This is a genomic window from Stenotrophomonas nitritireducens (assembly GCF_050984405.1).
In the GTDB taxonomy this organism is placed as follows: Bacteria; Pseudomonadota; Gammaproteobacteria; order Xanthomonadales; family Xanthomonadaceae; genus Stenotrophomonas; species Stenotrophomonas nitritireducens_B.
In genome coordinates, this window is the sequence record NZ_CP158790.1 from 3,127,572 (window position 1) to 3,149,526 (window position 21,955).

The 21,955-nt window shown below is 69.0% G+C and carries 23 protein-coding genes; 18 read left to right on the forward strand and 5 right to left on the reverse strand.

Features of this window, described 5'->3' with window-relative positions; all coding sequences use genetic code 11:
• The first annotated feature begins 8 nt into the window (after positions 1-8).
• From ABTV91_RS13930 to rnfB, 6 genes are all read left to right on the forward strand, one after another.
• Positions 9-1,067, forward strand: a complete 1,059-nt coding sequence (locus ABTV91_RS13930; RefSeq protein ID WP_433851958.1) for a serine hydrolase domain-containing protein — start codon at positions 9-11, stop codon at positions 1,065-1,067.
• The gene (gene gloA2 / locus ABTV91_RS13935; RefSeq protein ID WP_433851959.1) at positions 1,064-1,456 is read left to right on the forward strand and encodes an SMU1112c/YaeR family gloxylase I-like metalloprotein; all 393 of its coding nucleotides are present in this window, start codon (positions 1,064-1,066) and stop codon (positions 1,454-1,456) included. Before ABTV91_RS13930 ends, gloA2 begins: the two co-directional genes overlap by 4 nt.
• A 206-nt stretch (positions 1,457-1,662) precedes the next feature.
• Positions 1,663-2,109 (forward strand): DUF2147 domain-containing protein, encoded by a 447-nt coding sequence (locus ABTV91_RS13940; protein ID WP_433851960.1) that lies wholly within the window; start codon positions 1,663-1,665, stop codon positions 2,107-2,109.
• Positions 2,110-2,350: 241 nt separating this feature from the next.
• The gene (gene metG, locus ABTV91_RS13945) at positions 2,351-4,429 is read left to right on the forward strand and encodes a methionine--tRNA ligase (protein ID WP_433851961.1); all 2,079 of its coding nucleotides are present in this window, start codon (positions 2,351-2,353) and stop codon (positions 4,427-4,429) included.
• 131 nt (positions 4,430-4,560) lie between these two features.
• Positions 4,561-5,151: an HAD family hydrolase gene (locus ABTV91_RS13950; RefSeq protein WP_433851962.1), complete on the forward strand. Its 591-nt coding sequence runs from the start codon at positions 4,561-4,563 to the stop codon at positions 5,149-5,151.
• Positions 5,152-5,174: 23 nt separating this feature from the next.
• Positions 5,175-5,618: an Rnf electron transport complex subunit RnfB gene (gene rnfB / locus ABTV91_RS13955; protein ID WP_433851963.1), complete on the forward strand. Its 444-nt coding sequence runs from the start codon at positions 5,175-5,177 to the stop codon at positions 5,616-5,618.
• 200 nt (positions 5,619-5,818) lie between these two features.
• Here the strand turns inward: rnfB and rlmKL are convergent, their stop codons facing one another.
• Positions 5,819-7,960 (reverse strand): bifunctional 23S rRNA (guanine(2069)-N(7))-methyltransferase RlmK/23S rRNA (guanine(2445)-N(2))-methyltransferase RlmL, encoded by a 2,142-nt coding sequence (gene rlmKL, locus ABTV91_RS13960; RefSeq protein ID WP_433851964.1) that lies wholly within the window; start codon positions 7,958-7,960, stop codon positions 5,819-5,821.
• Positions 7,961-8,082: 122 nt separating this feature from the next.
• A complete protein-coding gene (locus ABTV91_RS13965) occupies positions 8,083-8,610 on the reverse strand; it encodes a hypothetical protein (protein WP_433851965.1) in 528 nt (175 codons plus the stop codon).
• Positions 8,611-8,669: 59 nt separating this feature from the next.
• Between ABTV91_RS13965 and ABTV91_RS13970 the strand changes: the two genes are divergently transcribed.
• Entirely contained in the window at positions 8,670-9,230 is a 561-nt protein-coding gene (locus ABTV91_RS13970; RefSeq protein WP_433854188.1) for an N-acetylmuramoyl-L-alanine amidase, read from the forward strand.
• A 259-nt stretch (positions 9,231-9,489) separates the two neighbouring features.
• Here ABTV91_RS13970 and ABTV91_RS13975 read toward each other — a convergent pair whose 3' ends face one another.
• The 3 genes from ABTV91_RS13975 to ABTV91_RS13985 all read right to left on the reverse strand — a co-directional run bounded on the left by ABTV91_RS13975 (position 9,490) and on the right by ABTV91_RS13985 (position 12,047).
• Complete coding sequence (locus ABTV91_RS13975; RefSeq protein WP_433851966.1) at positions 9,490-10,392, reverse strand: sulfurtransferase; 903 nt, start codon at positions 10,390-10,392, stop codon at positions 9,490-9,492.
• A complete protein-coding gene (locus ABTV91_RS13980) occupies positions 10,389-11,201 on the reverse strand; it encodes a CoA pyrophosphatase (RefSeq protein WP_433851967.1) in 813 nt (270 codons plus the stop codon). The genes ABTV91_RS13975 and ABTV91_RS13980 overlap by 4 nt, the downstream gene beginning before the upstream one ends.
• Before the next feature lie 144 nt (positions 11,202-11,345).
• Positions 11,346-12,047, reverse strand: a complete 702-nt coding sequence (locus ABTV91_RS13985; RefSeq protein ID WP_433851968.1) for an FKBP-type peptidyl-prolyl cis-trans isomerase N-terminal domain-containing protein — start codon at positions 12,045-12,047, stop codon at positions 11,346-11,348.
• A gap of 166 nt (positions 12,048-12,213) precedes the next feature.
• Between ABTV91_RS13985 and ABTV91_RS13990 the strand changes: the two genes are divergently transcribed.
• The 11 genes from ABTV91_RS13990 (at position 12,214) to pstB (ending at position 21,875) form a co-directional block, all read left to right on the forward strand.
• Entirely contained in the window at positions 12,214-12,996 is a 783-nt protein-coding gene (locus ABTV91_RS13990; RefSeq protein ID WP_433851969.1) for an enoyl-CoA hydratase/isomerase family protein, read from the forward strand.
• A gap of 11 nt (positions 12,997-13,007) precedes the next feature.
• Positions 13,008-13,349: a hypothetical protein gene (locus tag ABTV91_RS13995; RefSeq protein WP_433851970.1), complete on the forward strand. Its 342-nt coding sequence runs from the start codon at positions 13,008-13,010 to the stop codon at positions 13,347-13,349.
• Positions 13,350-13,503: 154 nt separating this feature from the next.
• Complete coding sequence (nth, locus tag ABTV91_RS14000; RefSeq protein WP_433851971.1) at positions 13,504-14,139, forward strand: endonuclease III; 636 nt, start codon at positions 13,504-13,506, stop codon at positions 14,137-14,139.
• 43 nt (positions 14,140-14,182) lie between these two features.
• Complete coding sequence (locus ABTV91_RS14005; RefSeq protein WP_282883457.1) at positions 14,183-14,281, forward strand: hypothetical protein; 99 nt, start codon at positions 14,183-14,185, stop codon at positions 14,279-14,281.
• A 40-nt stretch (positions 14,282-14,321) separates the two neighbouring features.
• On the forward strand, positions 14,322-14,420 hold the full coding sequence (locus tag ABTV91_RS14010; RefSeq protein ID WP_433851972.1) for a hypothetical protein: 99 nt from the start codon (positions 14,322-14,324) through the stop codon (positions 14,418-14,420).
• Between the two features lie 399 nt (positions 14,421-14,819).
• Positions 14,820-16,031: an OprO/OprP family phosphate-selective porin gene (locus tag ABTV91_RS14015; RefSeq protein ID WP_433851973.1), complete on the forward strand. Its 1,212-nt coding sequence runs from the start codon at positions 14,820-14,822 to the stop codon at positions 16,029-16,031.
• Positions 16,032-16,570: 539 nt separating this feature from the next.
• Complete coding sequence (gene pstS, locus ABTV91_RS14020) at positions 16,571-17,590, forward strand: phosphate ABC transporter substrate-binding protein PstS (protein ID WP_433851974.1); 1,020 nt, start codon at positions 16,571-16,573, stop codon at positions 17,588-17,590.
• Between the two features lie 276 nt (positions 17,591-17,866).
• The gene (pstS, locus tag ABTV91_RS14025) at positions 17,867-18,955 is read left to right on the forward strand and encodes a phosphate ABC transporter substrate-binding protein PstS (protein WP_433851975.1); all 1,089 of its coding nucleotides are present in this window, start codon (positions 17,867-17,869) and stop codon (positions 18,953-18,955) included.
• A gap of 224 nt (positions 18,956-19,179) precedes the next feature.
• Positions 19,180-20,151, forward strand: coding sequence for a phosphate ABC transporter permease subunit PstC (gene pstC / locus ABTV91_RS14030; protein ID WP_433851976.1), 972 nt, complete (start codon positions 19,180-19,182; stop codon positions 20,149-20,151).
• The gene (gene pstA / locus ABTV91_RS14035) at positions 20,151-21,011 is read left to right on the forward strand and encodes a phosphate ABC transporter permease PstA (protein WP_433851977.1); all 861 of its coding nucleotides are present in this window, start codon (positions 20,151-20,153) and stop codon (positions 21,009-21,011) included. The genes pstC and pstA overlap by 1 nt, the downstream gene beginning before the upstream one ends.
• A gap of 33 nt (positions 21,012-21,044) precedes the next feature.
• Positions 21,045-21,875 carry a phosphate ABC transporter ATP-binding protein PstB gene (gene pstB / locus ABTV91_RS14040; protein ID WP_433851978.1) on the forward strand — a complete coding sequence of 277 codons (831 nt, stop codon included), beginning with the start codon at positions 21,045-21,047 and terminating at the stop codon, positions 21,873-21,875.
• Positions 21,876-21,955 lie beyond the last annotated feature (80 nt).

The following is a 21,955-nucleotide window of genomic DNA, read 5'->3' on the forward strand; positions in this document are numbered from 1 at the left end:
TGCCGTGGATGTCCCGACTTGCCCCGCTGTGCCTGTTCGCGTTCTCCACGGTGGCCGGTGCCGCGCCGGTAGCGCCGCCCGACGCCGGCATCGACGGCCTGATGCAGCGCTACGACGGCCGCGTGCCCGGCGCCGCGGTGCTGGTGCTGAAGGACGGCCAGCCGGTGTTCCGCCGCGGCTACGGGCTGGCGGTGGTCGAGGACGGCACGCCGGTGTCCCCGGCGACCAACTTCCGCCTGGCCTCGGTGAGCAAGCAGTTCACCGCCGCCGCGATCCTGCTGCTCGCCGAGGAAGGCAAACTGTCCATCGACGACCCGCTGAAGAAGTGGCTGCCCAGCCTGCCGGCGGTAGCCGACGCGATGACCGTGCGCCAGCTGCTCAGCCATACCAGCGGCCTGCTCGACTACGAAGAGTTGATGGACCCGGCCGACACGCGCCAGGTGCACGACATCGACGTGCTGCACCTGCTGGAGAAGGAGAACCGCACCCTCTTCGCGCCGGGCAGCGACTACCGTTACAGCAACAGCGGCTACGCGCTGCTGGCGCTGATCGTCGGCAAGGCCTCGGGCAGCGACTTCGCCAGCTTCCTGCGCCAGCGCATCTTCCTGCCGCTGGGCATGGACGCCACCTTCGCCCACCAGGACGGCGTGGACGAAGTGCCCGCCCGCGCCTACGGCTACAGCGAGATCGACGGCCGCTGGCAGCGCACCGACCAGAGCACCACCAGCGCCGTGCTCGGCGACGGCGGCATCTATTCCTCCCTGGACGACCTGGCCCGCTGGGACGCGGCGCTGTACGACGAACGCCTGCTGCGCCGCGCCTCGCTGCAGCTGGCCTTCAGCCCGGCCACGAAGACCCCGGAACCGGACGTGCCGTTCTATGGCTTCGGCTGGCGCATCAACGGCGACATGCTGTGGCACAGCGGCGAGAGCATCGGCTTCCGCAACGTGATCCTGCGCTACCCGAAGCAGAAACTGACGGTGATCGTGCTGACCAACCGCAACGACCCCGAACCCTATCCGCTGGCGCGGCAGATCGCCCGGCGCTGGCTGGAAACGCAACGATGAACCTGCTGGACGGCATCCACCACGTCGCGCTGATCGCCTCGGACTACCCGCGCTCGCGCGATTTCTACACGCGCATCCTCGGGCTGGAAGTGGTCGCCGAGCATTTCCGCGCCGAGCGACAGTCCTGGAAACTGGACCTGCGCCTGCCCGACGGCGGCCAGCTGGAACTGTTCTCCTTCCCCGCGCCGCCGCCGCGGCCCAGCCGCCCGGAAGCGCGCGGCCTGCGCCACCTCGCCTTCCGCGTGACCGCGCTGGACGCGGCCGTCGCCCACCTGCAGGCCGAAGGCGTGGCCTGCGAACCGGTGCGCGTGGACGAATACACCGGCCACCGCTTCACCTTCTTCGCCGACCCGGACGACCTGCCGCTGGAGCTGTACGAGACCGGCTGATCCTCGCCGCCGGCACATCCTTGCTCCCAGTGGCTACAGGTGAACCGTAGGGCCATGCAAGCGCAAGCGGATCACCCTGCAATGAGACGAATGATCCAGCCCTGACCGGAGTGCTGCGGTGCGGATTCCGTACCGCAGCGAATGGGTATACATTCGCCTGCAACCGGCACCGCCGGATCACGACACCGCCCTGGGAGGGGACACGCATGCGCAAGACCTTCACGACCCTGTTGCTGGCCCTGCCGCTGGCGCTGGCCGGCATCACCGCCGCGCAGGCCGACAACGCCAGCGCCGAGGGCCGCTGGCGCCAGATCGACCCGGATACCCAGCGCGCCAAGTCCATCGTCGAGATCAGCCGCGCCAGCAACGGCGCCCTGCACGGCCGCATCGTCGAACTGCTCAACCCCAGCCGCCCCAATCCGACCTGCGACAAGTGCAGCGACGACCGCAAGGGCAAGCCGATCACCGGCATGGAGATCATCCGCGGCATGCGCGCCGACGGCGCCAACAAGTGGAGCGGCGGCAGCATCCTCAAGCCCGACGAGGGCAAGGTCTACAAGTCCAAGATGGAACTGATCGAGGGTGGCCGCAAACTGCAGGTCTCCGGCTGCATCGCCTTCATCTGCAAGTCGCAGGTGTGGGAACGCATGTAACTCCATCCCCGCGTAGGAGCGGCTTCAGCCGCGATGGGACTTTACCCATCACCCCTGCCCGCATGCCGACAGTTGCGGCAGGGTTCACACGCAAGCCCGATCGCCGCTGAAGCCGCTCCTGCCCCTTACGTCATCTCTCACGAAACCCGGTCGCGGCCGGGTTTCGTATTTCCCGGCCCGTTTCCGGCCGACAAGGCGCGCCGTGCGATAATCCGCGGTCCCCCTGTTCTCCCCAACGGCCATGACCCGTACCGCGCTCGTCACCAACGCCCTGCCCTATGCCAACGGCCCGCTGCACCTGGGCCACCTGGTCGGCTACATCCAGGCCGACATCTGGGTACGCGCGCGCCGGCTGATGGGCGGCAAGGTCTGGTACGTCTGCGCCGACGACACCCACGGCACGCCGATCATGCTGGCGGCCGAGAAGGCCGGGGTGAGCCCGGAAACCTTCATCGCCAACATCCAGGCCAGCCATGAGCGCGACTTCGCCGCTTTCGGCGTGGATTTCGACCACTACGACTCGACCAACTCGGCCGCCAACCGCGAGCTGACCGAGGCGCTGTACAACAGGCTCGATGCCGCAGGCCACATCAGCCGGCGCTCGGTGGCGCAGTTCTACGACCCGGCCAAGGGCATGTTCCTGCCCGACCGCTACATCAAGGGCACCTGCCCGAAGTGCAAGTCGCCGGACCAGTACGGCGACAACTGCGAGGTCTGCGGCGCCACCTACGGCCCGACCGACCTGATCGATCCGAAGTCGGTGGTGTCCGGCGCGACGCCCGAGATCCGCGACTCGGAGCATTACTTCTTCGAGGTGGGCCGCTTCCAGGACTTCCTGCGCGACTGGCTGGCCGGCGACGTGGCCCTGCCGGGCGTCAAGGCCAAGCTGGCCGAATGGCTGGACGCCGAGGGCGGCCTGCGCGCCTGGGACATCTCCCGCGACGCGCCCTATTTCGGCTTCGAGATCCCCGGCGCCCCGGGCAAGTACTTCTACGTGTGGCTGGACGCGCCGATCGGCTACCTGTCCAGCTTCCGCAACCTGTGCGCGAAGACCGGCGACGACTTCGACGCGGTGCTGGCCGCCGGCAGCGACACCGAGCTGCACCACTTCATCGGCAAGGACATCGTCAACTTCCACGGCCTGTTCTGGCCGTCGGTGCTGCACGGCGCCGGCCTGCGCGCGCCGACGAAGCTGCACGTCAACGGCTACCTGACCGTGGACGGTGCCAAGATGAGCAAGTCGCGCGGCACCTTCGTCATGGCCCGCACCTATCTGGACGTGGGCCTGGCGCCGGAAGCGCTGCGCTACTACTTCGCCGCCAAGTCCTCCGGCGGCGTGGACGACCTGGACCTGAACCTGGCCGACTTCACCGCGCGCGTGAATGCCGACCTGGTCGGCAAGTTCGTCAACCTGGCCAGCCGCTGCGCCGGCTTCATCTCCAAGCGCTTCGACGGCCGCCTGGCCGACGCGCTGCCGGACCCGGCCCAGTACGACCGCTTCGTCGCCGCGCTGGCGCCGGTGCGCGAAGCCTACGAGCGCAACGACCCGGCCGCCGCGATCCGCCTGACGATGGCGCTGGCCGACGAGGCCAACAAGTACATCGACGACACCAAGCCGTGGGTGATCGCCAAACAAGAAGGCGCCGATGCCGAACTGCAGGCGGTCTGTACCCAGGGCCTGAACCTGTTCCGCGTGCTGGTCGCTGCGCTCAAGCCGGTGCTGCCGGCCACCGCGCAGCAGGCCGAAGGCTTCCTCAACGCGCCGATGACCGGCTGGGGCGACATCGCCGCCCCGCTCACCGCCCACACCATCGCGCCCTACGTGGCGCTGTTTACCCGTATCGACCCCAAGATGATCGACGCCATGACCGACGCCTCCAAGGACACCCTCGCCGCCGCGCCCGCCGCCGACGCCAAGCCGGCCAAGGCCGAAAAGCCCGCCAAGGCGGAAGCGAAGGTGGAGGCCAAGGCCGAGGGCGAGGCGTCCGCATACATCGGCATCGACGATTTCGCCAGGCTCGACCTGCGCATCGGCAAGGTGATCGAGTGCGGCTTCGTCGAAGGTTCGGACAAGCTGCTGCGCTTCCTGCTCGACGCCGGCGACCTGGGCCAGCGCCAGATCTTCTCCGGCATCCGCGGCAGCTACGGCGAGCCGGAAAAGCTGGTCGGCCGCAGCGTGGTGTTCATCGCCAACCTGGCGCCGCGCAAGATGCGTTTCGGCCTGAGCGAAGGCATGATCCTGTCGGCCGGCTTCGACGGCGGCGCGCTGGCGCTGCTGGATGCCGACGCGGGCGCCCTGCCTGGCATGCCGGTGCGGTGAGGCGGGGAACAGGGAAGGGGGAAAAGGGAATGATGCAACCCCGGTACGGATGATCCATGTCAGGTTCAAAACCTGCTTCACACCCGACCTTTCAAGCGCCCCGCCCCTTCATTCCCGCATCCCCGCTCCCCATGGAACTTGCCCTGTTCGATTTCGACCACACCATCACCACCTGCGACACCTACAGCCGCTTCCTGCGGCGCGTGGCCACGCCGGAGCAGCGTGCGCAGGCGTGGTGGCGGGTCGGGCCGTGGCTGCTGGCCTATCGCCTCAAGCTGATTTCGGCCGAGCGCATCCGCCGCCGCGTCACCGCGCAGGTGTTCACCGGCCGCCATGCCGGCGAGATCGCGCAGATGGCCGCCGACTACGCCCGCGACCACCTGCCCGGCATGATGCGCCCGGAGATGCTGGAGCAGATCCAGTGGCACAAGGCGCAGGGGCATACCGTGGCGGTGGTCTCGGCCTCCATCGACCTGTACCTGCAGGCGTGGTGCGACGGGCTGGGCCTGCGCGTGATCTGCAACCGGCTTGAAGTACAGGACAACCGCCTGACCGGCCGCTACGCCGACGGCGACTGCGGCCCGCGCAAGGTGGCGCACATCCGGCGGCTGTTCGACCTGGGCACGTTCGGCCGCATCCACGCCTACGGCGACAGCCGCGAGGACAAGCCGATGCTGGCGCTGGCGCATGAGCGCTGGTATCGCGGCAGGCAGATTTCCTGAGCCACGCGCAGACTACGCCACGCATGCACGACACAGCGGACAACCTGATCGAACGCCTGGACCGGGTGCTGCCGCAGACCCAGTGCGGGCAATGCGGCTACGACGGCTGCCGCCCGTACGCCGAGGCGATGGCGCGCGGCGAGGCCGGCATCGACCACTGCCCGCCCGGCGATCGGCCGCCCGCCCGGCGTGCCGGCGCGCGCACGCTGGCGCGCATCCTCGGCGTGCCGGCGCGGCCCTTCGACCGCAGCCGCGGCGAGCACAAGCCGGCGCAGGTGGCGGTCATCGTCGAGGCCGACTGCATCGGCTGCACCAAGTGCATCCAGGCCTGCCCGGTGGATGCCATCGTCGGCGGCGCCAAGTACATGCACACCGTGCTGGCCGACCTGTGCACCGGCTGCGAGCTGTGCATCCCGCCCTGCCCGGTGGACTGCATCGTGCTGGAGCCGGCGCCGGCGCATCCGTAGAAGCGCCGTGCGCGGTGGGTGCTCCCGGCGGGATCGCGCCCACCGTCGTGCGATCCAGTATCGGCTTGCGGAGATTCCGATGCGCGTAGGAGCGGCTTCAGCCGCGATGGGGCTTTCCCACGATTCATCACAGGCACGGATCATCGGGAAGGCTCCTTCGCGGCTGAAGCCGCTCCTACCACCCCGATGACGCGCCGTGTTTACGGCAGCCGCTGCAGCTCCCACGCGCGATGGATGCGCGCGTTGCGTTCGAAATCCGGGCCGATGGTCCTGGCGCTGATCTCACGGCAGCGCGCGAACTCGGCAACGGCGTTCTCTTCCAGCTTGAAACGGCGGAAGTTGTTGGAGAAATACAGCACGCCGCCCGGCGCCAGCCGCGCCACCGCCGCGCGCAGCAGGCGCAGCTGCTCGCGCTGCACGTCGAAGTCCTCGGCGCGCGCGGAGTTGGAGAAGGTCGGCGGGTCGCAGAAGATCACGTCGTATTGGCCCTGCTCGGCTTCCAGCCACTGGATCGCATCGGCCTGCACCAGCTGGTGGCGGCTGCCGCCCATGCCGTTCAGCGCCAGGTTGTCGGCGCACCACTGCAGGTAGGTGCCGGACAGGTCGACGCTGGTGGTCGAGGCCGCGCCGGCCACCGCCGCTTCCACGCTGGCCACGCCGGTGTAGCAGAACAGGTTGAGGAAGCGCTTGCCGCGCGCCTGTTCGGCCATGTGCCGGCGCAGCGGGCGGTGGTCCAGGAACAGGCCGGTGTCCAGGTAATCGAACAGGTTCACCCGCAGCAGCGCCTCGTTCTCGCGCACCAGGACGAATTCGCCCCGCTGCTCGAAGCGGCCGTACTTGCTGCCGCCCTTGCCGCGCTCGCGCGATTTCAGCGCCACCTGCTCGGCCGGCACGTCGAACACCTCGCGCGCGGCGGCCAGCAGTTCGTTGCGGCGGCGGCGCACGTCGGCATCGGGAATGGCGGCCGGCGCGGCGTATTCCTGCACGTGCAGGAAGGTGCGCCGCTTGCCGCCGTCTTCCTGGTAGACGTCGATCGCCGCCGCGTATTCGGGAAGGTCGGCGTCGTAGGCGCGGAAGCAGCTCACGTTCTCCCGCGCGCACCAGCTCTTGAACTTCTTCAGGTTCTTGCGCAGCCGGTTGGCCACCATCTGCGCGCCCTCGCTGAGTTCGCGCGGCCGGCCATCGTCCGCGCGCCCGGCCACCGCGATGGGGTCGCAGACGATCAGCGTGCATTCGATGGCGCCGTTGAACAGCTGGTAGGTTTTGCGCGCGCGCAGGCCGGTGGCGAAGGCCAGCTCGGCACTGCCGCACAGCAGGCTGGCGCGCCACTGCGGCACCGCCTGTTTGAGCGCGTCGCCAAGGCGGCGGTACAGCGCGGCATCGGCGGCCAGGCGTTCGTCGTAGGGCGGGTTGCAGACCACGCAGCCGGTTTCCTGCGGCGGCACCTGCACGTCGGCCACGTCGCGCACGCCGAACCAGATCGCCTCGCCGACGCCGGCCTCCTCCGCGTTCTGTTTGGCGGCGCGGATCGCCTGCGGGTCCAGATCGCTGCCGTGGATCACCTGTTTCAGCGCGGCGCGGCCGATGCGCTCGCGCTCGCGCGCCTCGGCCATCAGTTCGCGCCATTGCGCCTGATCGAAGCCGCGCCAGCGGCTGGGCGGCAGGCTGCCGTGGCGCTGCAGTCCGGGGGCGACGTCGGCCGCCATCAGCGCGCCTTCGATCAGCAGCGTGCCGCCGCCGCACATCGGGTCGAGCAGGCCGCCGCCTTCGGCGTGGATCTTCGGCCAGCCGGCGCGCAGCAGCACCGCGGCGGCCAGGTTTTCCTTCAGCGGCGCGTCGTTCTGCGCCAGGCGCCAGCCGCGCTTGTGCAGCGAACCGCCGCCGAGGTCGATGGAAATCGTGGCCCGGCCCTTGCGCAGCGACAGGTTGATACGCACGTCCGGCAATTCGACGTTCACCGACGGCCGCTCCAGGCCCTCCCCGCGCAGGCGGTCCACCACCGCATCCTTGATCCGCTGCGCGGCGAAGCGCGCGTGGGTGATGGCGGTACCGGAGACATGCGCATCGACCGCCAGCGTCAGCTCGGCGTCCAGATGCTCTTCCCACGGCATCGCCAGCACGCCCTGGTACAGCGCGCCCTCGTCCGGGCAGTCGAATTCGGCCAGCGGCCACAGCACGCGGCTGGCCAGGCGCGACCACAACACCACGCGCTGCGCGTCGCTCAGTTCCCCTTCGGCGTTGACCCCGGCGATGGTGGCGGTGGCCCTGGGCAGGCCCAGCGCCAGCAGTTCGTCGGCCAGGAGGTACTCCAGGCCCTTGGCGCAGGAAACGAAGAATTTCACGGGGGACATCACGGGGGAACGGCAACGGGCCGGGGGCGCCATTGTACGGGGCCCTTGTAGATGCGGGGCTTGCCCCGCATGTGGCTTCACCGGGAAAGCTTCATGCGGGGCAAGCCCCGCCTTTACAGGATCTGCAGCAGGGCCTCGAATTCACGGGCAGAGGCCTCGACATGGTTCTCAAGGCGATGGCCGTCGTCGACCAGCAGCAGCCGCGCGGCGCGGGCCTGCGCCCAGTCGATCACCGCCGCCGGCGCGATCAGTTCATCGCGCCAGGCGTGGACCACGCTGGTCGGCACGGGCGCCGCGTCCAGCGCCGGCATCGGTCCCATCTTCGTCGGCGGCACCATCAGGAACAGCCCGCGCACCGGAACGTGCAGCGAGGCGATGGCCGAGATATAGGCGCCGAGGCTGGAACCGGCCAGCACCACCGGGCCCCGCGCGGCGGCCTCGCCAGCCAGGCGGATCAGGCGTTGCAGGCGCCCGGGCACATCGCCCACCTCGCTGATGTCGCGACGCGCGTCCAGATCGGTGTAGTCCGGGCGCTCATGGGTCCAGCCCAGGCGCTGCGCGACGTCGGCCAGCGCGGTGACCTTGGTCGCGTCGGGACCGCTCTCGAAACCGTGGGAAAGAATGCAGTGGCCGCGGCTCATTGGACACCGGAAAACGAAGCGGAACGGGGCGGCAATGCTAGCATCCGCCGATGCCTGCCATGCCCGCCATCCACGCCGCGCCCCTGCCCTACGAACCGCTGCTGCCGCTGCGCGAACCTGCGGCGATCGACCTGGTGGTGATCCACTGCACCGAGCTGCCGGACCTGGCGACGGCGCGCGAATACGGCGAGCGCGTGCTCTACGACAGCGGCACCGGCAACAGCGGGCATTACTACATCGACCGCGACGGCAGCATCCACCAGTACGTCGCGCCCGAGCGCTGCGCCCACCACGTGCGCGGCATCAACCCGCGCGCGCTCGGCATCGAACTGGTCAACACCGGCCGCTATCCGCACTGGCTGGATTCGCGCCACCAGGCGATGGACGAACCCTATCCGCAGGCGCAGATCGATGCGCTGGTCGCGCTGCTGCGCTGGCTGCCCGAGCAGTTGCCGGCACTGCGCTGGATCGCCGGCCACGAGGACCTGGACACCGAACAGGTGGCGGCCAGCGACGATCCGTCGCGCAAGGTGCCGCGCAAGCGCGACCCGGGGCCGCGGTTCCCGTGGGACGACGTGCTGGCGGCGATCCCGCTGCAACGCCTGCCGGCATCCCCGTAGGAGCGGCTTCAGCCGCGATGGGGCCTGCCCGAAACGGCCTCCACGGCAGCGCCTGCCTCCATCATCGGATTCCACTGGGACAGCCCCATCGCGGCTGAAGCCGCTCCTACGGATACGCGTCGGGGTGGACGCGCACTGCCCCAGGAGCCGGCGAACACCGTGCGTTGGCTGGCCGAGGTCCTCGAACTGGAGTCCGGGATGGAGCGGGTATCGCCACGGGAGCCCTTTCGGGCAGACCCCATCGCGGCTGAAGCCGCCCCTACGGGCGTGCCACCGGACGCGCGGGGTCGGACGACCAGCCGCTCCACGAATCGGCGAATACCCGCGCTCCGCCCAGGCCGGCGACCTCGAAGGCCAGCAGCAGGTGGCAGGCGGTGACGCCGGAGCCGCACATCATCACCGCCTCGCCCGGCGCATGGGCGCCCAGCAGCGGCTCCAGTTCGGCGCGCAGCTCCGCGGCCGGGCGGAACCGGCCATCGCGCAGATTGAGCGCGAACGGGCGGTTGAGCGCGCCGGGCACATGGCCGGCAACGCGGTCCAGCGGCTCGACCTCGCCGCGGTAGCGCTCGCCGGCGCGCGCGTCGATCAGCCAGCCCGGCGCCTGCGACAGGCGTGCGGCGATCTCGTCGGCGCTGGCGACCTGGGACAGGTCGAACCGCCCCGGATACGCCGGCAACGCCGGTACGTCCACCTCGCCGGTGGACAGCGGCTGCCCGGCGGCCTGCCAGGCCGCCAAGCCGCCATCGAGCACCGCGACCCGGCGATGGCCGATCAGCCGCAACAGCCACCACAGCCGCGCCGCCGCCATGCTGCCGTCGCCGGCGTCGTAGACCACGACCTGCGTGTCCGGGCCGATGCCCCAGCGCCCCAGCGTGGCGGCGAAGGCATCGCTGTCCGGCAGCGGATGGCGGCCGTGGCCCTGCCGCGACAGGTCGGAAAGATCACGGTTGAGGTCGGCGTATACCGCGCCCGGCAGATGCCCGGCCGCGTACTGCGCGGCGCCGGACTGCGGATCGGCCAGCGAGAAGCGCGCGTCCACCAGCCGCGTGGCGGTGCTGGCGGTGGCGCGCGCATCGACCAGGCGCGGCGGCGCGGCAGCCAGGGCGGCGGCGAGCGAGGCCGCATCCACCAGCGTGGTCCACGGCGGGTCGATGGCATTCATGGGGTCTGCTCCAGTCGGTGACGCAGGTTGTAGAGGATGGCCGCGGTCGCGCCCCAGATGCGCTGGCCGGGCCAGGTGTATTCGAGCACGTGGCGGATGCGGCCGCGGTGGTCGATCTCCACCTGGCGCAGGTTGGCCGGGTCCATCAGGAAATCCAGCGGCACCTCGAACACTTCGGCCACTTCCGACGGCTGCGGCACCGGCACGAACGCCGGGTCGATCACCGCCACCACCGGGGTGACGCGGAAGCTGGAAATGGTGACGAACGGGTCGAGATAACCCAGCGCCTGCACCCGCTCATGCGGCAGCGCGATCTCCTCGCCGCTCTCGCGCAGCGCCGCCGCCACCGGGTTGCGGTCGCCCGGTTCGATGCGCCCGCCGGGAAAGCCGACCTGGCCGCCGTGGTTGCGCAGCGTCTCGGTACGGCGGGTGAGCAGCAGCAGCAGCACCTGCACGCCCTGCGGGCGCGGCACCAGCCCGGCCAGCACCGCGGCCTCGGCCGGCGGCCCGGGCGGCAGCAGGTCGGCCAGTTCGCCGTAGTTCCAGCCCTTGTCGGTGGGCGCGGTGCCCAGCGGATTCAACGCGCGCAGCAGGCGCTCATGGCCCGGCAGCGCGGCGGCCAGCGAACCGGCTTCCAGCGCGCGCGCCGGCAACACGTCCCGCATCAGGTGCTGGCGGTGCTGCTCGCTCATGCGCATCCAGCCGGCGATCTCCTCGCCCGTGCGCAGGCAGCCGCGGCAGCGGCCGGCGCCATCCAGCGAGCAGATTCCGATACAGGGACTGGAAATGGCACGGCGTACGGCATCCATCGGTCACGACACTCCCAAGCCTACTGCAATCGTCCCCGACGCGATGGCGTCGCATGGACGGGCCTGTCGCCATGGAACGGCCGGCCGCACAAACGAAAAACGCGCCGGTGGAGGCCACCGGCGCGTCGTTCCGTCACTTGCTGGTTACTTGACGCTGACCAGCTTGATCTCGAACTGCACGGCCACGTTCGGCGGGAACGGGGTGCGCGGATCGGCACCGTAGGCCTTCTCCGGCGGCAGGGTGACTTCCCACTTGGCGCCGGTCGGCATCTGCAGCAGGGTCTCGCGCATGGCCTGCATTTCCACTTCGCTGACCTTGATCGACGGGATCTGCTGGGCCGGGCGGGCCTCCTGCGGACGCTGGCCGTACGGGAACGGACCGGCCACTTCCAGCGCGACGGTGCTGGCCTGGGTCGGCTTGGCGCCGGCGCCGGCTTCGATCACGCGGTACTGCACGCCGCTGGGCAGGGTCTGCACGCCGGCCTTGGCCTTGTTGGCGGCAATGAACTGGTCGCTGCGGGTCTTGTTCTCAGCGGCGGCCTTCTCGTACTCGGCCTTGGCGGCCTCGGCGCGGCCCTGCTCGCGGCGCTGGAACGCCTCGACGGCCGGCTTGAGCTGGTCGCTGGTGATCGCCGGCTGCTTCTTCGCGTAGGCGTCCTGCAGGCCCTTGACGACCGAGGCGATGTCCAGCTGTTCGCCGCGGGCGGTGAGCTCGGCCAGGTTGTTGCCGTAGTCGTATCCGAAGTAGTAGCTCAGCTTGCCCTTCTCGGACGAGACGTCCTGGGCGATTGCAGTGCCGGTAAGGGCCAGGGCGGCCACGGCGACCGCGATAGAACGCAACTTCATCAAACAGTTCTCCAGGAAAGATGTCTCAGGGCAACCATGCCGCTAGAGGCGACGGGTTAGGATAGCCGCCACAACGGCGGACCGCCACTGACGACAAGGGCTTCTGACCAACGGTCGTGGCGGGAGTTCCCGGATCACTTTTTCTTAACTTTCCCCTGGAGTCAGCATGTCCGACGCACCGGTTTCGATCAGCACCCGCGATGGCGTGCGCACCCTCACCGTGCAGCGCCCGGAAAAGCTCAATGCGCTCAATCGCCAGACCCTGGAGGCGCTGGATGCGGCCTTCACCGAGGCCGCCGCGGCCGTGGACGTGCGGGTGGTGGTGCTGACCGGCGCCGGCGCCAAGGCCTTCGTGGCCGGGGCCGACATCGCCGAGATGAATGGGCTCACCGCGGTGCAGGGACGCGACTTCTCCCTGCTCGGCCAGCGCCTGATGCGGCGCATCGAGCGCCTGCCCAAGCCGGTGATCGCGATGGTGAACGGCTTCGCCCTGGGCGGCGGCCTGGAACTGGCGATGGCCTGCCACCTGCGCATCGCCGCCGACAGCGCCAAAGTCGGCCAGCCGGAGATCAACCTCGGCCTGATCCCGGGCTTTGGCGGCACCCAGCGCCTGCTGCGCCTGGCTGGGCGCGCCGCCACCCTGGAACTGTGCCTGCTCGGCGCGCCGATCGACGCCGCCCGCGCCCAGCAGCTGGGCATCGTCAACCGCGTCGTGCCGGCCGCCGAGCTGGAGGCGGAAACCCTGAAGATCGCCACGCAGCTGGCTAAGGCCGCGCCGCTGGCGCTGCGCGGCATGCTCGACGCGGTCAACGTCGGCGGCGAATGCGGCATCGAGGAAGGGCTGGAGTACGAAAGCGCGCAGTTCGGGCTGATGTTCTCCACCCAGGACATGCGCGAGGGCACCAGCGCCTTCCTCGAACGCCGCGCGCCGGAATTCCGCAACTGCTGATCCGCGCCGCGATGCCCGTTCCTTCCGCCTCCCCGCGCCAGCTGCTGCGGTACGTGCTGGACGACGACATCGACACGGCGCTCGACGCCGGGCTGATGGACTACGTCGCGCAGCCGGGCGACGCGGCGCTGGACCCGCGCCTGCCGCGGCTGCTGCGGGATGCCCAGCAGCGCGTGCGCGACGCCTGGGCCGCGCGCGAGCGCCACCGCGCGCGCGCCGTGCGCCTGGCCCGTCGCGCCGCCGAACGCGAGGCGCGGCGCGCGCCGCCGCCCGCGCCCGACCGCAAGCCCGCCCTGCCGCCGGCGGCCGCGGCGATCCTGGCGCGGGCAAAGGCGAAAGCGAGGAGCGAGTGAAGAGGAGTGAGAAGTAAGAGTGAAGACAAAAACCACAGCCAAGACAAAAAACAAAGCGGGCCCTGAGACGACAAAGAAAGTGAAGAAGCAGCGCCCCCCTCTCACTCCTCACTCCTCTTCACTCACTCCTCGCTCCACCCCGCGCTCCAAACGCATGACCCGCGAGGAAGTGCGCGAGATGTTCACGCGCCTGCGCGAACTGAACCCGCATCCGACCACCGAACTGGAATACAGCACGCCGTTCGAGCTGCTGGTGGCGGTGACGCTGTCGGCGCAGGCCACCGACGTGGGCGTGAACAAGGCCACGCGCCGGCTGTTCCCGGTGGCCAACACCGCGCAGGCCATCCTCGCGCTGGGCGAGGAAGGGCTGAAACCGTACATCTCCACCATCGGCCTGTTCAACGCCAAGGCGAAGAACGTGATCGCCGCCTGCGCGATCCTGGTCGAGAAATACGGTGGCGAGGTGCCCGCCGACCGCGCCGCGCTCGAAGCCCTGCCCGGGGTCGGCCGCAAGACCGCCAACGTGGTGCTCAACACCGCCTTCGGCGAACCGACCATGGCGGTGGACACGCATATCTTCCGCGTCTCCAACCGCACCGGCCTGGCGCCGGGCAAGGACGTGCGCGCGGTGGAGGATGGGTTGCTGAAGGCGATTCCGGCCGAGTTCCTGCAGGATGCGCATCATTGGTTGATCCTGCATGGCCGTTACGTGTGCAAGGCGCGCAAACCGGACTGCCCACAGTGCGTGATCCGCGACCTGTGCCACTACAAGGACAAGACCGTAGCCTGACGCAGCGGCGACATGGCCAGCCGCGGGCGCGGCATCGACCCCGATGGCGCCGATCCGTCGCTGCGGGCCGGCGCGCAAGCCGGACTGTCCGCAGTGCGTGATCCGCGACCTGTGCCACTACAAGGACAAAACCGTCGCCTGACGCGGCGGCATGGCCAGCCGCGGGCGCGGCATCGACCCCAATGGCGCCGATCCGTCGCTGCGGGCCGGCGCGCAAACCGGACTGCCCACAGTGCGTCATCCGCGACCTGTGCCACTTCAAGGACAAGACCGTCGCCTGACGCAGCGGCAGCGTGGCCAGCCGCGGGCGCGGCTTCGACCCCAAGAGCGCCGATCCGTCGCTGCGGGTAGCGCCGATCCTTCGCTGCGGGCCGGCGCGCAAACCGGACTGTCCGCAGTGCGTCATCCGTGCTCTATGCAACTTCAAGGACAAAACCGTCGCCTGACGCAACGGCGGCATGGCCAGCCGCGGGCGCGGCTTCGGCACAACGGCGCCGAACCGCCCCTACGGGCCGGCCGACTGCCATCTGCGCGACACCTGCCGGTAACAGCCCGTCCGTTCAATACGCTAGGTTGGGCGCAGCCGCACGTGGCGCACGTCGCCGGACTGTCATATTTACGCAATCCTTACGCTCTAGCCTGCGCAGCATCCTCAACCTGCCTGCAAGGCTACCCACCCCATGAAACTGCATCGCCAACTCCTTACGGCGGCCGTCGCCGCAGCACTGTTCGCGCCGGCTGCTCACGCTGAAGTCGCCATCGACGTCATTGGCGGTTCCGAAATCACCTTCGAAGGCCTGGTGCAGGCCGACGGCAACTGGTTCAGCAACGACAAGGCCGACCTCAACGGTACCGCCGGCCTGAACGGCAAGAACAGCGAGTTCGAGCTGCGCCGCGCCGAGCTGGTGCTCAAGGGCAAGGGCCCGGGCAACATCGAGTGGGTGGTGGGCTACGACGCCAAGGCCGACAAGTTCCTGGACACCAACCTCAAGTACAAGCTGGGCGGCAACGGCAGCCACTTCCTGCAGGCCGGCCAGTTCAAGCAGCCCAACAGCCTGGAAGAGCTGTCCAGCACCAAGAACAACGATTTCATCTCCAAGGCCACCGTCACCAATACCTACGCCGTAGCCCGCCGCCTCGGCGTGGGCTACGGCGTCGGCGATGCCGACTGGTCGATCACCGCGTCGGCCTTCGGCCGTGAACTGACCCGCAAGCTGGCCCACGGCAGCGGCTATGGCGTGCGCGGCACCTTCGCCCCGATCAACGAGAAGGGCAACATCCTGCACTTCGGCCTGAGCTACGCCGATTACGACACCGACGCCGATACGCTGCGCCTGCGCGCCCGCCCGAACGCCGACCTGGCCACCGTGCGCCTGGTCGACAGCGGCGACCTCAAGGACACCGACCGCATCGGCACGCTCGGCGCCGAAGCCATGTACGTGCACGGCCCGTTCAAGGCCCAGGGCGAGTACTACAGCGCCAAGGTCAAGCGTTACGACCACGGCAACTACACCAGCGACGGCTATTACGTCAGCGGCGTGTGGAACGTCACCGGCGAGACCTGGGGCTACAAGGGCGGCACCCCGACCCTGGGCCTGCCGGACGAGCCGGGCCGCGGCATGTGGCAGCTGGGCGCGCGCTTCGACCACATCGACCTGAACGATGGCGGCCTGCGCGCACCGGCCGTCGCCGGCGGCGCCCCGCTGGTGGACGGCGTGCTGGGCGGCAAGATGGACATCTGGACCGTCGGCGCCAACTGGTACTGGCGCTCCAACTTCAAGGCCTCGCTGAACTACGTGATGGTCGACAGCAAGAAGTACTCCTCCAGCGCGCGCAGCTTCGTCGCCGACAAGCCGGACATCCTGGAAGCCCGCCTGCAGTTCTTCTGGTAAGCGGCGCCCCTCCAGGCAGCAATACGGACGCCCCGCAAGGGGCGTTCGTCGTTCCGGGCTCCCGGCCAGCAGAGAAGAGCGCCAGCAGCAGCGCTGCCGCGGTCCCGTCGCTGGCAGGGGCGCCTACACCCATGCGGGCTGATCGCAGCTGGATGACCTCATCAACCACCTGGTCATCGCCCCACAACGCTGGGCGGATCGCACGTCGAGCGCATCGGCGACTTCCATGACACATACGCACGCGGGACATCCGCCCCGCCTGTGGGCCAGCGGTACAGCCCCGTGCATCCGCGGACGACGACACCCGCCAGCAGCGCACGATTGCCGGCAACCGCGTGCAATCGTCCAACGCTTCCCGACGCGATCCATCCGCGGCCTGCCAAGAGGCCGCCGCTCGCCGCCGGGTAGCGCCCAGGTATCGCCTCTTCGACCAGCCCTGTCATATCCGCGTCACGGGACGGACGCGGCGCTGTCATCGAATGGTTATGGAATAGGCGCCGGGCGGAACTCACCGCACATTCACCTCCCAGGAGCCATTCGTGATCCACGCCATCAAATCGCGCGCCGTCGTCGCCATCCTCGCCGCGTCGTCCGTGTTCACCGCCAATGCCGCCGATGTCACCGGCGCCGGCGCTTCCTTCATCTACCCGGTCATGTCCAAGTGGTCGGCCGACTACAGCGCCGCCACCGGCAAGAAGGTGAACTACCAGTCCATCGGTTCGGGCGGCGGCATCGCCCAGATCAAGGCGAACACGGTGGATTTCGGTTCGTCCGACGCCCCGCTCAAGCCGGAAGAGCTGGCCTCGGCCGGCCTGGTGCAGTTCCCGTCGGTGATCGGCGGCGTGGTCCCGGTGATCAACGTGGCCGGCGTGGAAGCCGGTGCGATGAAGCTGGACGGCCCGACCCTGGCCGATATCTTCCTGGGCAAGATCACCAAGTGGAACGATCCGGCCATCGTCGCCCTCAACGCCGGCCTGACCCTGCCGGACGCCAAGATCACCGTCGTGCACCGCTCGGACGGCTCGGGCACCAGCTTCAATTACACCAACTACCTGTCCAAGGTCAGCGCCGACTGGAAGAAGCAGGTCGGCGAAGGCACCACGGTGCAGTGGCCGGTGGGCATCGGCGGCAAGGGCAATGAAGGCGTGGCCGCCTACGTCAAGCAGATCCGCGGTTCGATCGGCTACGTCGAGTTCTCCTACGCGCTGCAGAACCGCCTGACCTTCTCGCGCATGAAGAACGCCGCCGGCAACTTCGTGCAGCCGCGCGACGAGACCTTCTCGGCCGCCGCCGCCAGCGCCGACTGGGCGAACGCCAGGGACTTCTACCTGGTGATGACCAACGCCCCGGGCGAGCAGTCCTGGCCGATCACCGCCACCAACTTCATCCTGATGCGCAAGCAGCCCAAGACGGCCGAAGGCGCCAAGGCCACCGTCGAGTACTTCCGCTGGATCTATGCCAACGGCAGCGCCCAGGCACGCCAGCTGGACTACGTGCCGCTGCCCGCCCCGCTGGTCCGCCAGATCGAGACCTACTGGCAGCAGAACATGCGTTACTGAGAGCAAAGAGCCGGCGGGCCCCTCTCCCTCGTCGCCTCGGGCGCGGATCAAGTGATCCGCGCTTTTTTTTGGAGCGGGGAAGCGGGAAGCGGTGGCGCGCCGGAGGCGTCTACCCGAGAAACGCGGCCAGATCCCTGGAATGAAGCCCTGCCGAGCCCCCTCCCTTCCCCGTGCCCGCCTCCCCTTTCCCGCCCCATGTAATCAGCCTGTAACAAAAACATCATTTCATAGCCGCATCCGCCGGCGACGCCGGTACTTTCCCGCCATGGAGCCCCCATGAAACTGCATACGACCGGCCTTGCCGCCCTTTCCCTTGCCATCGCGCTGGGCCTGTCGGCCTGCGGCGGCAAGAGCGACTCCGCCGCTTCCAGCACTGGCTCCGCGCCGGCATCGGCACCGGCCGCCGGCGACAAGGTCGCCGCCGAGATCTCCGGCGCCGGCGCGTCGTTCATCTTCCCGCTGGTGTCCAAATGGTCGGCCGACTACAACGCCGCCACCGGCGCCAAAATCAACTACCAGTCCATCGGCTCGGGCGGCGGCATCGCCCAGATCAAGGCCGGCACCGTCGATTTCGGCTCGTCCGACAAGCCGCTCTCCTCCGAGGAGCTGGCGCAGGCCGGCCTGGGCCAGTTCCCCTCGGCCATCGGCGGCGTGGTGCCGGTGGTGAACCTGGAAGGCGTGCAGCCGGGCCAGCTGCGCCTGAGCGGCGCGCTGCTCGCCGACATCTTCCTGGGCAAGATCAAGACCTGGAACGACAAGGCCATCGCCGCCGCCAACCCGGGCGTGTCCCTGCCCGACACCAAGATCACCCTGGTGCACCGCTCCGACGGCTCGGGCACCACCTTCAACTTCTCCAACTACCTGTCCAAGGTCAGCGGCGAGTGGAAGGACAAGGTCGGCGAAGGCACCTCGGTGCAGTGGCCGGACGGCGTCGGCGGCAAGGGCAACGAGGGCGTGGCCTCCTACGTGCAGCAGATCAAGGGCGCGCTGGGCTACGTCGAACTGGCCTACGCGCTGCAGAACGGCATGCCGTACGCGTCGATGCAGAACGCCGCCGGCAACTGGGTGCAGCCGACCGCCGAGACCTTCGCCGCCGCCGCGGCCAGCGCCGACTGGGCCAACGCCCGCGACTTCAACCTGGTCATCACCAACGCCCCGGGCGCCAACGCGTGGCCGATCACCGCCACCAACTTCATGCTGATGCGCAAGCAGCCCAAGGACGCCAGGCGCAACCAGGACACGCTGGCCTTCTTCAAGTGGGCGTTCGAGAACGGCCAGCAGCAGGCCAACGAACTGCACTACGTGCCGCTGCCCGCCGAACTGGTGACGCAGATCGAGGGCTACTGGGCCAGCGAGTTCAAGTGACGCACTGGCGCGGGGCCGCCCAGCGGCCCCGCCTCCGCCAGTGCGTCATCCCCGCGCAGGCGGGGATCGCTCTTGATTCTGCCGTTGTTGTTGCTCTGAAGTCCCACGCGCGGCAACAGCAGGAGCGATTCCCGCCTGCGCGGGGATGACGACCTCGAATACATGCATTCCCCGACTTCGGGGACAGAAACACCACCGCATCCTCCTGGGCCCCCGCCGCTGCCATGAATGCCATCGCACCGCCCCTAGCCTCCTCGCCCACCTCGCGCGACCTGCGCGACGCGCGCAACGACCGCCTGTTCCGCGGGTTCCTGATCGTCACCGTCGTGCTGGTGCTCACCGCGCTGGCCTGCGCCGCGCTGTCGATGCTGTGGGGCGGACGCCATGCCCTGCAGGAACAGGGACTGAGCTTCTTCTACACCGCCGACTGGAACCCGGTGGAGAACCGGTTCGGCGCGCTGGCACCGATCTACGGCACCATCGTCACCGCGGTCATCGCCATGCTGATCGCCGTGCCGGTCAGTTTCGGCATCGCCTTCTTCCTCACCGAAGTCGCGCCGCGCTGGCTGCGCGGCCCGGTCGGCACCGCCATCGAGCTGCTGGCCGGCATCCCCTCGATCATCTACGGCATGTGGGGCCTGTTCGTACTGGTGCCGGTGATGACCGAGTACGTCACGCCCTTCCTCAACGACCACCTGGGCGGGCTGCCGCTGATCGGCGTGCTGTTCCAGGGCCCGCCGCTGGGCATCGGCATGCTCACCGCCGGCTTCGTGCTGGCGATCATGGTGATTCCGTTCATTTCCTCGGTGATGCGCGAGGTGTTCCTCACCGTGCCGACCCGCCTGAAGGAATCGGCCTACGCGCTGGGCTCGACCAAATGGGAGGTGAGCTGGGACATCGTGCTGCCCTACACCCGCTCGGCGGTGATCGGCGGCATCTTCCTGGGCCTGGGCCGCGCCCTCGGCGAGACCATGGCGGTGGCCTTCGTGATCGGCAACAGCGTGCGCCTGACGCCGTCGCTGCTGGAGCCGGGCACCACCATCGCCGCGCTGATCGCCAACGACTTCGGCGAAGCCACCGAGACCTACCGCTCGGCCCTGCTGCTGCTGGGCTTCGTGCTGTTCATCGTCACCTTCGTGGTGCTCGCCATCGCCCGCCTGATGCTGCTGCGCCTGTCCCGCAAGGAGGGCAACTGATGTCCGCCGCTGATTCGTTGTACCTGCGCCGCCGCATCACCAATGGCGCGGCGCTGCTGATGGCCTGCGCCACCGCCGCGTTCGGCCTGCTGTTCTTGGGCTGGATCCTGTGGACCCTGCTGTCCAAGGGCCTGCCCGGCATCAACCTGGACCTGTTCACCAAAATGACGCCGCCGCCGATGCAGCAAGGCGGCCTGCTCAACGCCTTCTTCGGCAGCGCGGTGATGTGCGCCCTGGCCATCGCCATCGGCACGCCGCTGGGCGTGGCCGCCGGCACCTGGCTGGCCGAGTACGGCAACGCACGCAAGGCAGGCACGGTGGTGCGCTTCGTCAACGACATCCTGCTGTCGGCGCCGTCGATCGTGCTCGGCCTGTTCGTCTACACCCTGTACGTGATGCAGACCGGCGGCAACTTCTCCGCCTTCGCCGGCGCCCTGTCGCTGGCCTTCATCGTGCTGCCGGTGGTGATCCGCACCACCGACGAGATGCTGCGGCTGGTGCCGGTGCAGATGCGCGAAGCGGCGCTGGCGCTGGGCGTGCCGCAGTGGAAGGTGATCGTGCAGGTGCTGTACCGCAGCGCCATGGCCGGCATCGTCACCGGCATCCTGCTGGCGCTGGCCCGCATTTCCGGCGAGACCGCGCCGCTGCTGTTCACCGCCTTCGGCAACCAGTACTGGAACAGCAACGTGTTCCAGCCGATGGCCTCGGTGCCGGTGGTGATGAACCAGTTCGCCGGCAGCCCCTACGAATCGTGGCAGGTGCTGGCCTGGGCCGGCGCCCTGGTGCTGACCGTGTTCGTGCTGCTGGTCAGCCTCTCCGCGCGTGGCCTGCTGCTGCGCAATCGCATCTCCAACGACTGACCGAACGACCGACTTCCTTCCATGGACCTGCCCATGAACGACCTCACCAATGCCGTGCCGATGCAGCGCATCGCCGTGCCCACCGCGCACCAGGACCTGCAGACGCCGGCACCGGTCAAGCTCGCCGCGCGCGGCCTGGACTTCTACTACGGCCAGTTCCACGCGCTGAAGAACATCAACCTGGAAATCCCGGAGAAGCGGGTTACGGCGCTGATCGGCCCCTCAGGTTGCGGCAAGTCCACCCTGCTGCGCATCTTCAACCGCATCTACGCGTTGTATCCCAAGCTGGAAGCGCGCGGCGAAGTGCTGCTGGACGGCGAGAACATCCTCTCGCCGAAGTACCCGATGAACCGCCTGCGCTCCAAGGTCGGCATGGTGTTCCAGAAGCCGGTGCCGTTCCCGATGACCATCTTCGAGAACGTGGCCTACGGCATCCGCCACCACGAAAAGCTGTCCAAGGCCGACATGGCCGACCGCGTCGAACAGGCGCTGCGCCAGGGCGCGTTGTGGGACGAGGTGAAGGACAAGTTGAACCAGAGCGCGCTGGGCCTGTCCGGCGGCCAGCAGCAGCGCCTGTGCATTGCCCGTGCGGTGGCGCTCAAGCCCGACGTGCTGCTGCTGGACGAACCGACCTCGGCGCTGGACCCCATCTCCACCAGCCGCATCGAGCAGCTGGTCGAGGAACTGAAGAACGATTACACCATCGCCATCGTCACCCACAACATGCAGCAGGCCGCGCGCGTGTCCGACTACACCGCCTTCATGTACCTGGGCGACCTGATCGAACACGACCGCACCGACGTGATCTTCTCCAACCCGTCCAGGCAGCAGACCGAGGACTACATCACCGGCAGGTTCGGCTGAAAGCGCGAAGGCGGGGAAACAGGGAAGCGGGAATGGAAGCAGCGCTTCGCCTGCCACAGGCCCCGACCTTGCCGCCCCGC

Excerpts from the sequence above, each read along its gene's own strand:
- rnfB (WP_433851963.1), top strand. The coding sequence starts at position 5,175 with ATGCACGACACAGCGGACAACCTGATCGAACGCCTGGACCGGGTGCTG.
- ABTV91_RS13980 (WP_433851967.1), bottom strand. The coding sequence starts at position 11,201 with ATGGATGCCGTACGCCGTGCCATTTCCAGTCCCTGTATCGGAATCTGC.
- gloA2 (WP_433851959.1), top strand. The coding sequence starts at position 1,064 with ATGAACCTGCTGGACGGCATCCACCACGTCGCGCTGATCGCCTCGGAC.
- ABTV91_RS14010 (WP_433851972.1), top strand. The coding sequence starts at position 14,322 with ATGGCGCCGATCCGTCGCTGCGGGCCGGCGCGCAAACCGGACTGCCCA.
- ABTV91_RS13965 (WP_433851965.1), bottom strand. The coding sequence starts at position 8,610 with ATGAGCCGCGGCCACTGCATTCTTTCCCACGGTTTCGAGAGCGGTCCC.
- pstA (WP_433851977.1), top strand. The coding sequence starts at position 20,151 with ATGTCCGCCGCTGATTCGTTGTACCTGCGCCGCCGCATCACCAATGGC.
- ABTV91_RS13995 (WP_433851970.1), top strand. The coding sequence starts at position 13,008 with ATGCCCGTTCCTTCCGCCTCCCCGCGCCAGCTGCTGCGGTACGTGCTG.
- ABTV91_RS13975 (WP_433851966.1), bottom strand. The coding sequence starts at position 10,392 with ATGAATGCCATCGACCCGCCGTGGACCACGCTGGTGGATGCGGCCTCG.
- ABTV91_RS13985 (WP_433851968.1), bottom strand. The coding sequence starts at position 12,047 with ATGAAGTTGCGTTCTATCGCGGTCGCCGTGGCCGCCCTGGCCCTTACC.
- ABTV91_RS13940 (WP_433851960.1), top strand. The coding sequence starts at position 1,663 with ATGCGCAAGACCTTCACGACCCTGTTGCTGGCCCTGCCGCTGGCGCTG.
- pstS (WP_433851975.1), top strand. The coding sequence starts at position 17,867 with ATGAAACTGCATACGACCGGCCTTGCCGCCCTTTCCCTTGCCATCGCG.
- ABTV91_RS13990 (WP_433851969.1), top strand. The coding sequence starts at position 12,214 with ATGTCCGACGCACCGGTTTCGATCAGCACCCGCGATGGCGTGCGCACC.
- metG (WP_433851961.1), top strand. The coding sequence starts at position 2,351 with ATGACCCGTACCGCGCTCGTCACCAACGCCCTGCCCTATGCCAACGGC.
- nth (WP_433851971.1), top strand. The coding sequence starts at position 13,504 with ATGACCCGCGAGGAAGTGCGCGAGATGTTCACGCGCCTGCGCGAACTG.
- ABTV91_RS14015 (WP_433851973.1), top strand. The coding sequence starts at position 14,820 with ATGAAACTGCATCGCCAACTCCTTACGGCGGCCGTCGCCGCAGCACTG.
- pstC (WP_433851976.1), top strand. The coding sequence starts at position 19,180 with ATGAATGCCATCGCACCGCCCCTAGCCTCCTCGCCCACCTCGCGCGAC.
- pstB (WP_433851978.1), top strand. The coding sequence starts at position 21,045 with ATGAACGACCTCACCAATGCCGTGCCGATGCAGCGCATCGCCGTGCCC.
- ABTV91_RS13930 (WP_433851958.1), top strand. The coding sequence starts at position 9 with ATGTCCCGACTTGCCCCGCTGTGCCTGTTCGCGTTCTCCACGGTGGCC.
- ABTV91_RS13970 (WP_433854188.1), top strand. The coding sequence starts at position 8,670 with ATGCCCGCCATCCACGCCGCGCCCCTGCCCTACGAACCGCTGCTGCCG.
- ABTV91_RS14005 (WP_282883457.1), top strand. The coding sequence starts at position 14,183 with ATGGCGCCGATCCGTCGCTGCGGGCCGGCGCGCAAGCCGGACTGTCCG.
- ABTV91_RS13950 (WP_433851962.1), top strand. The coding sequence starts at position 4,561 with ATGGAACTTGCCCTGTTCGATTTCGACCACACCATCACCACCTGCGAC.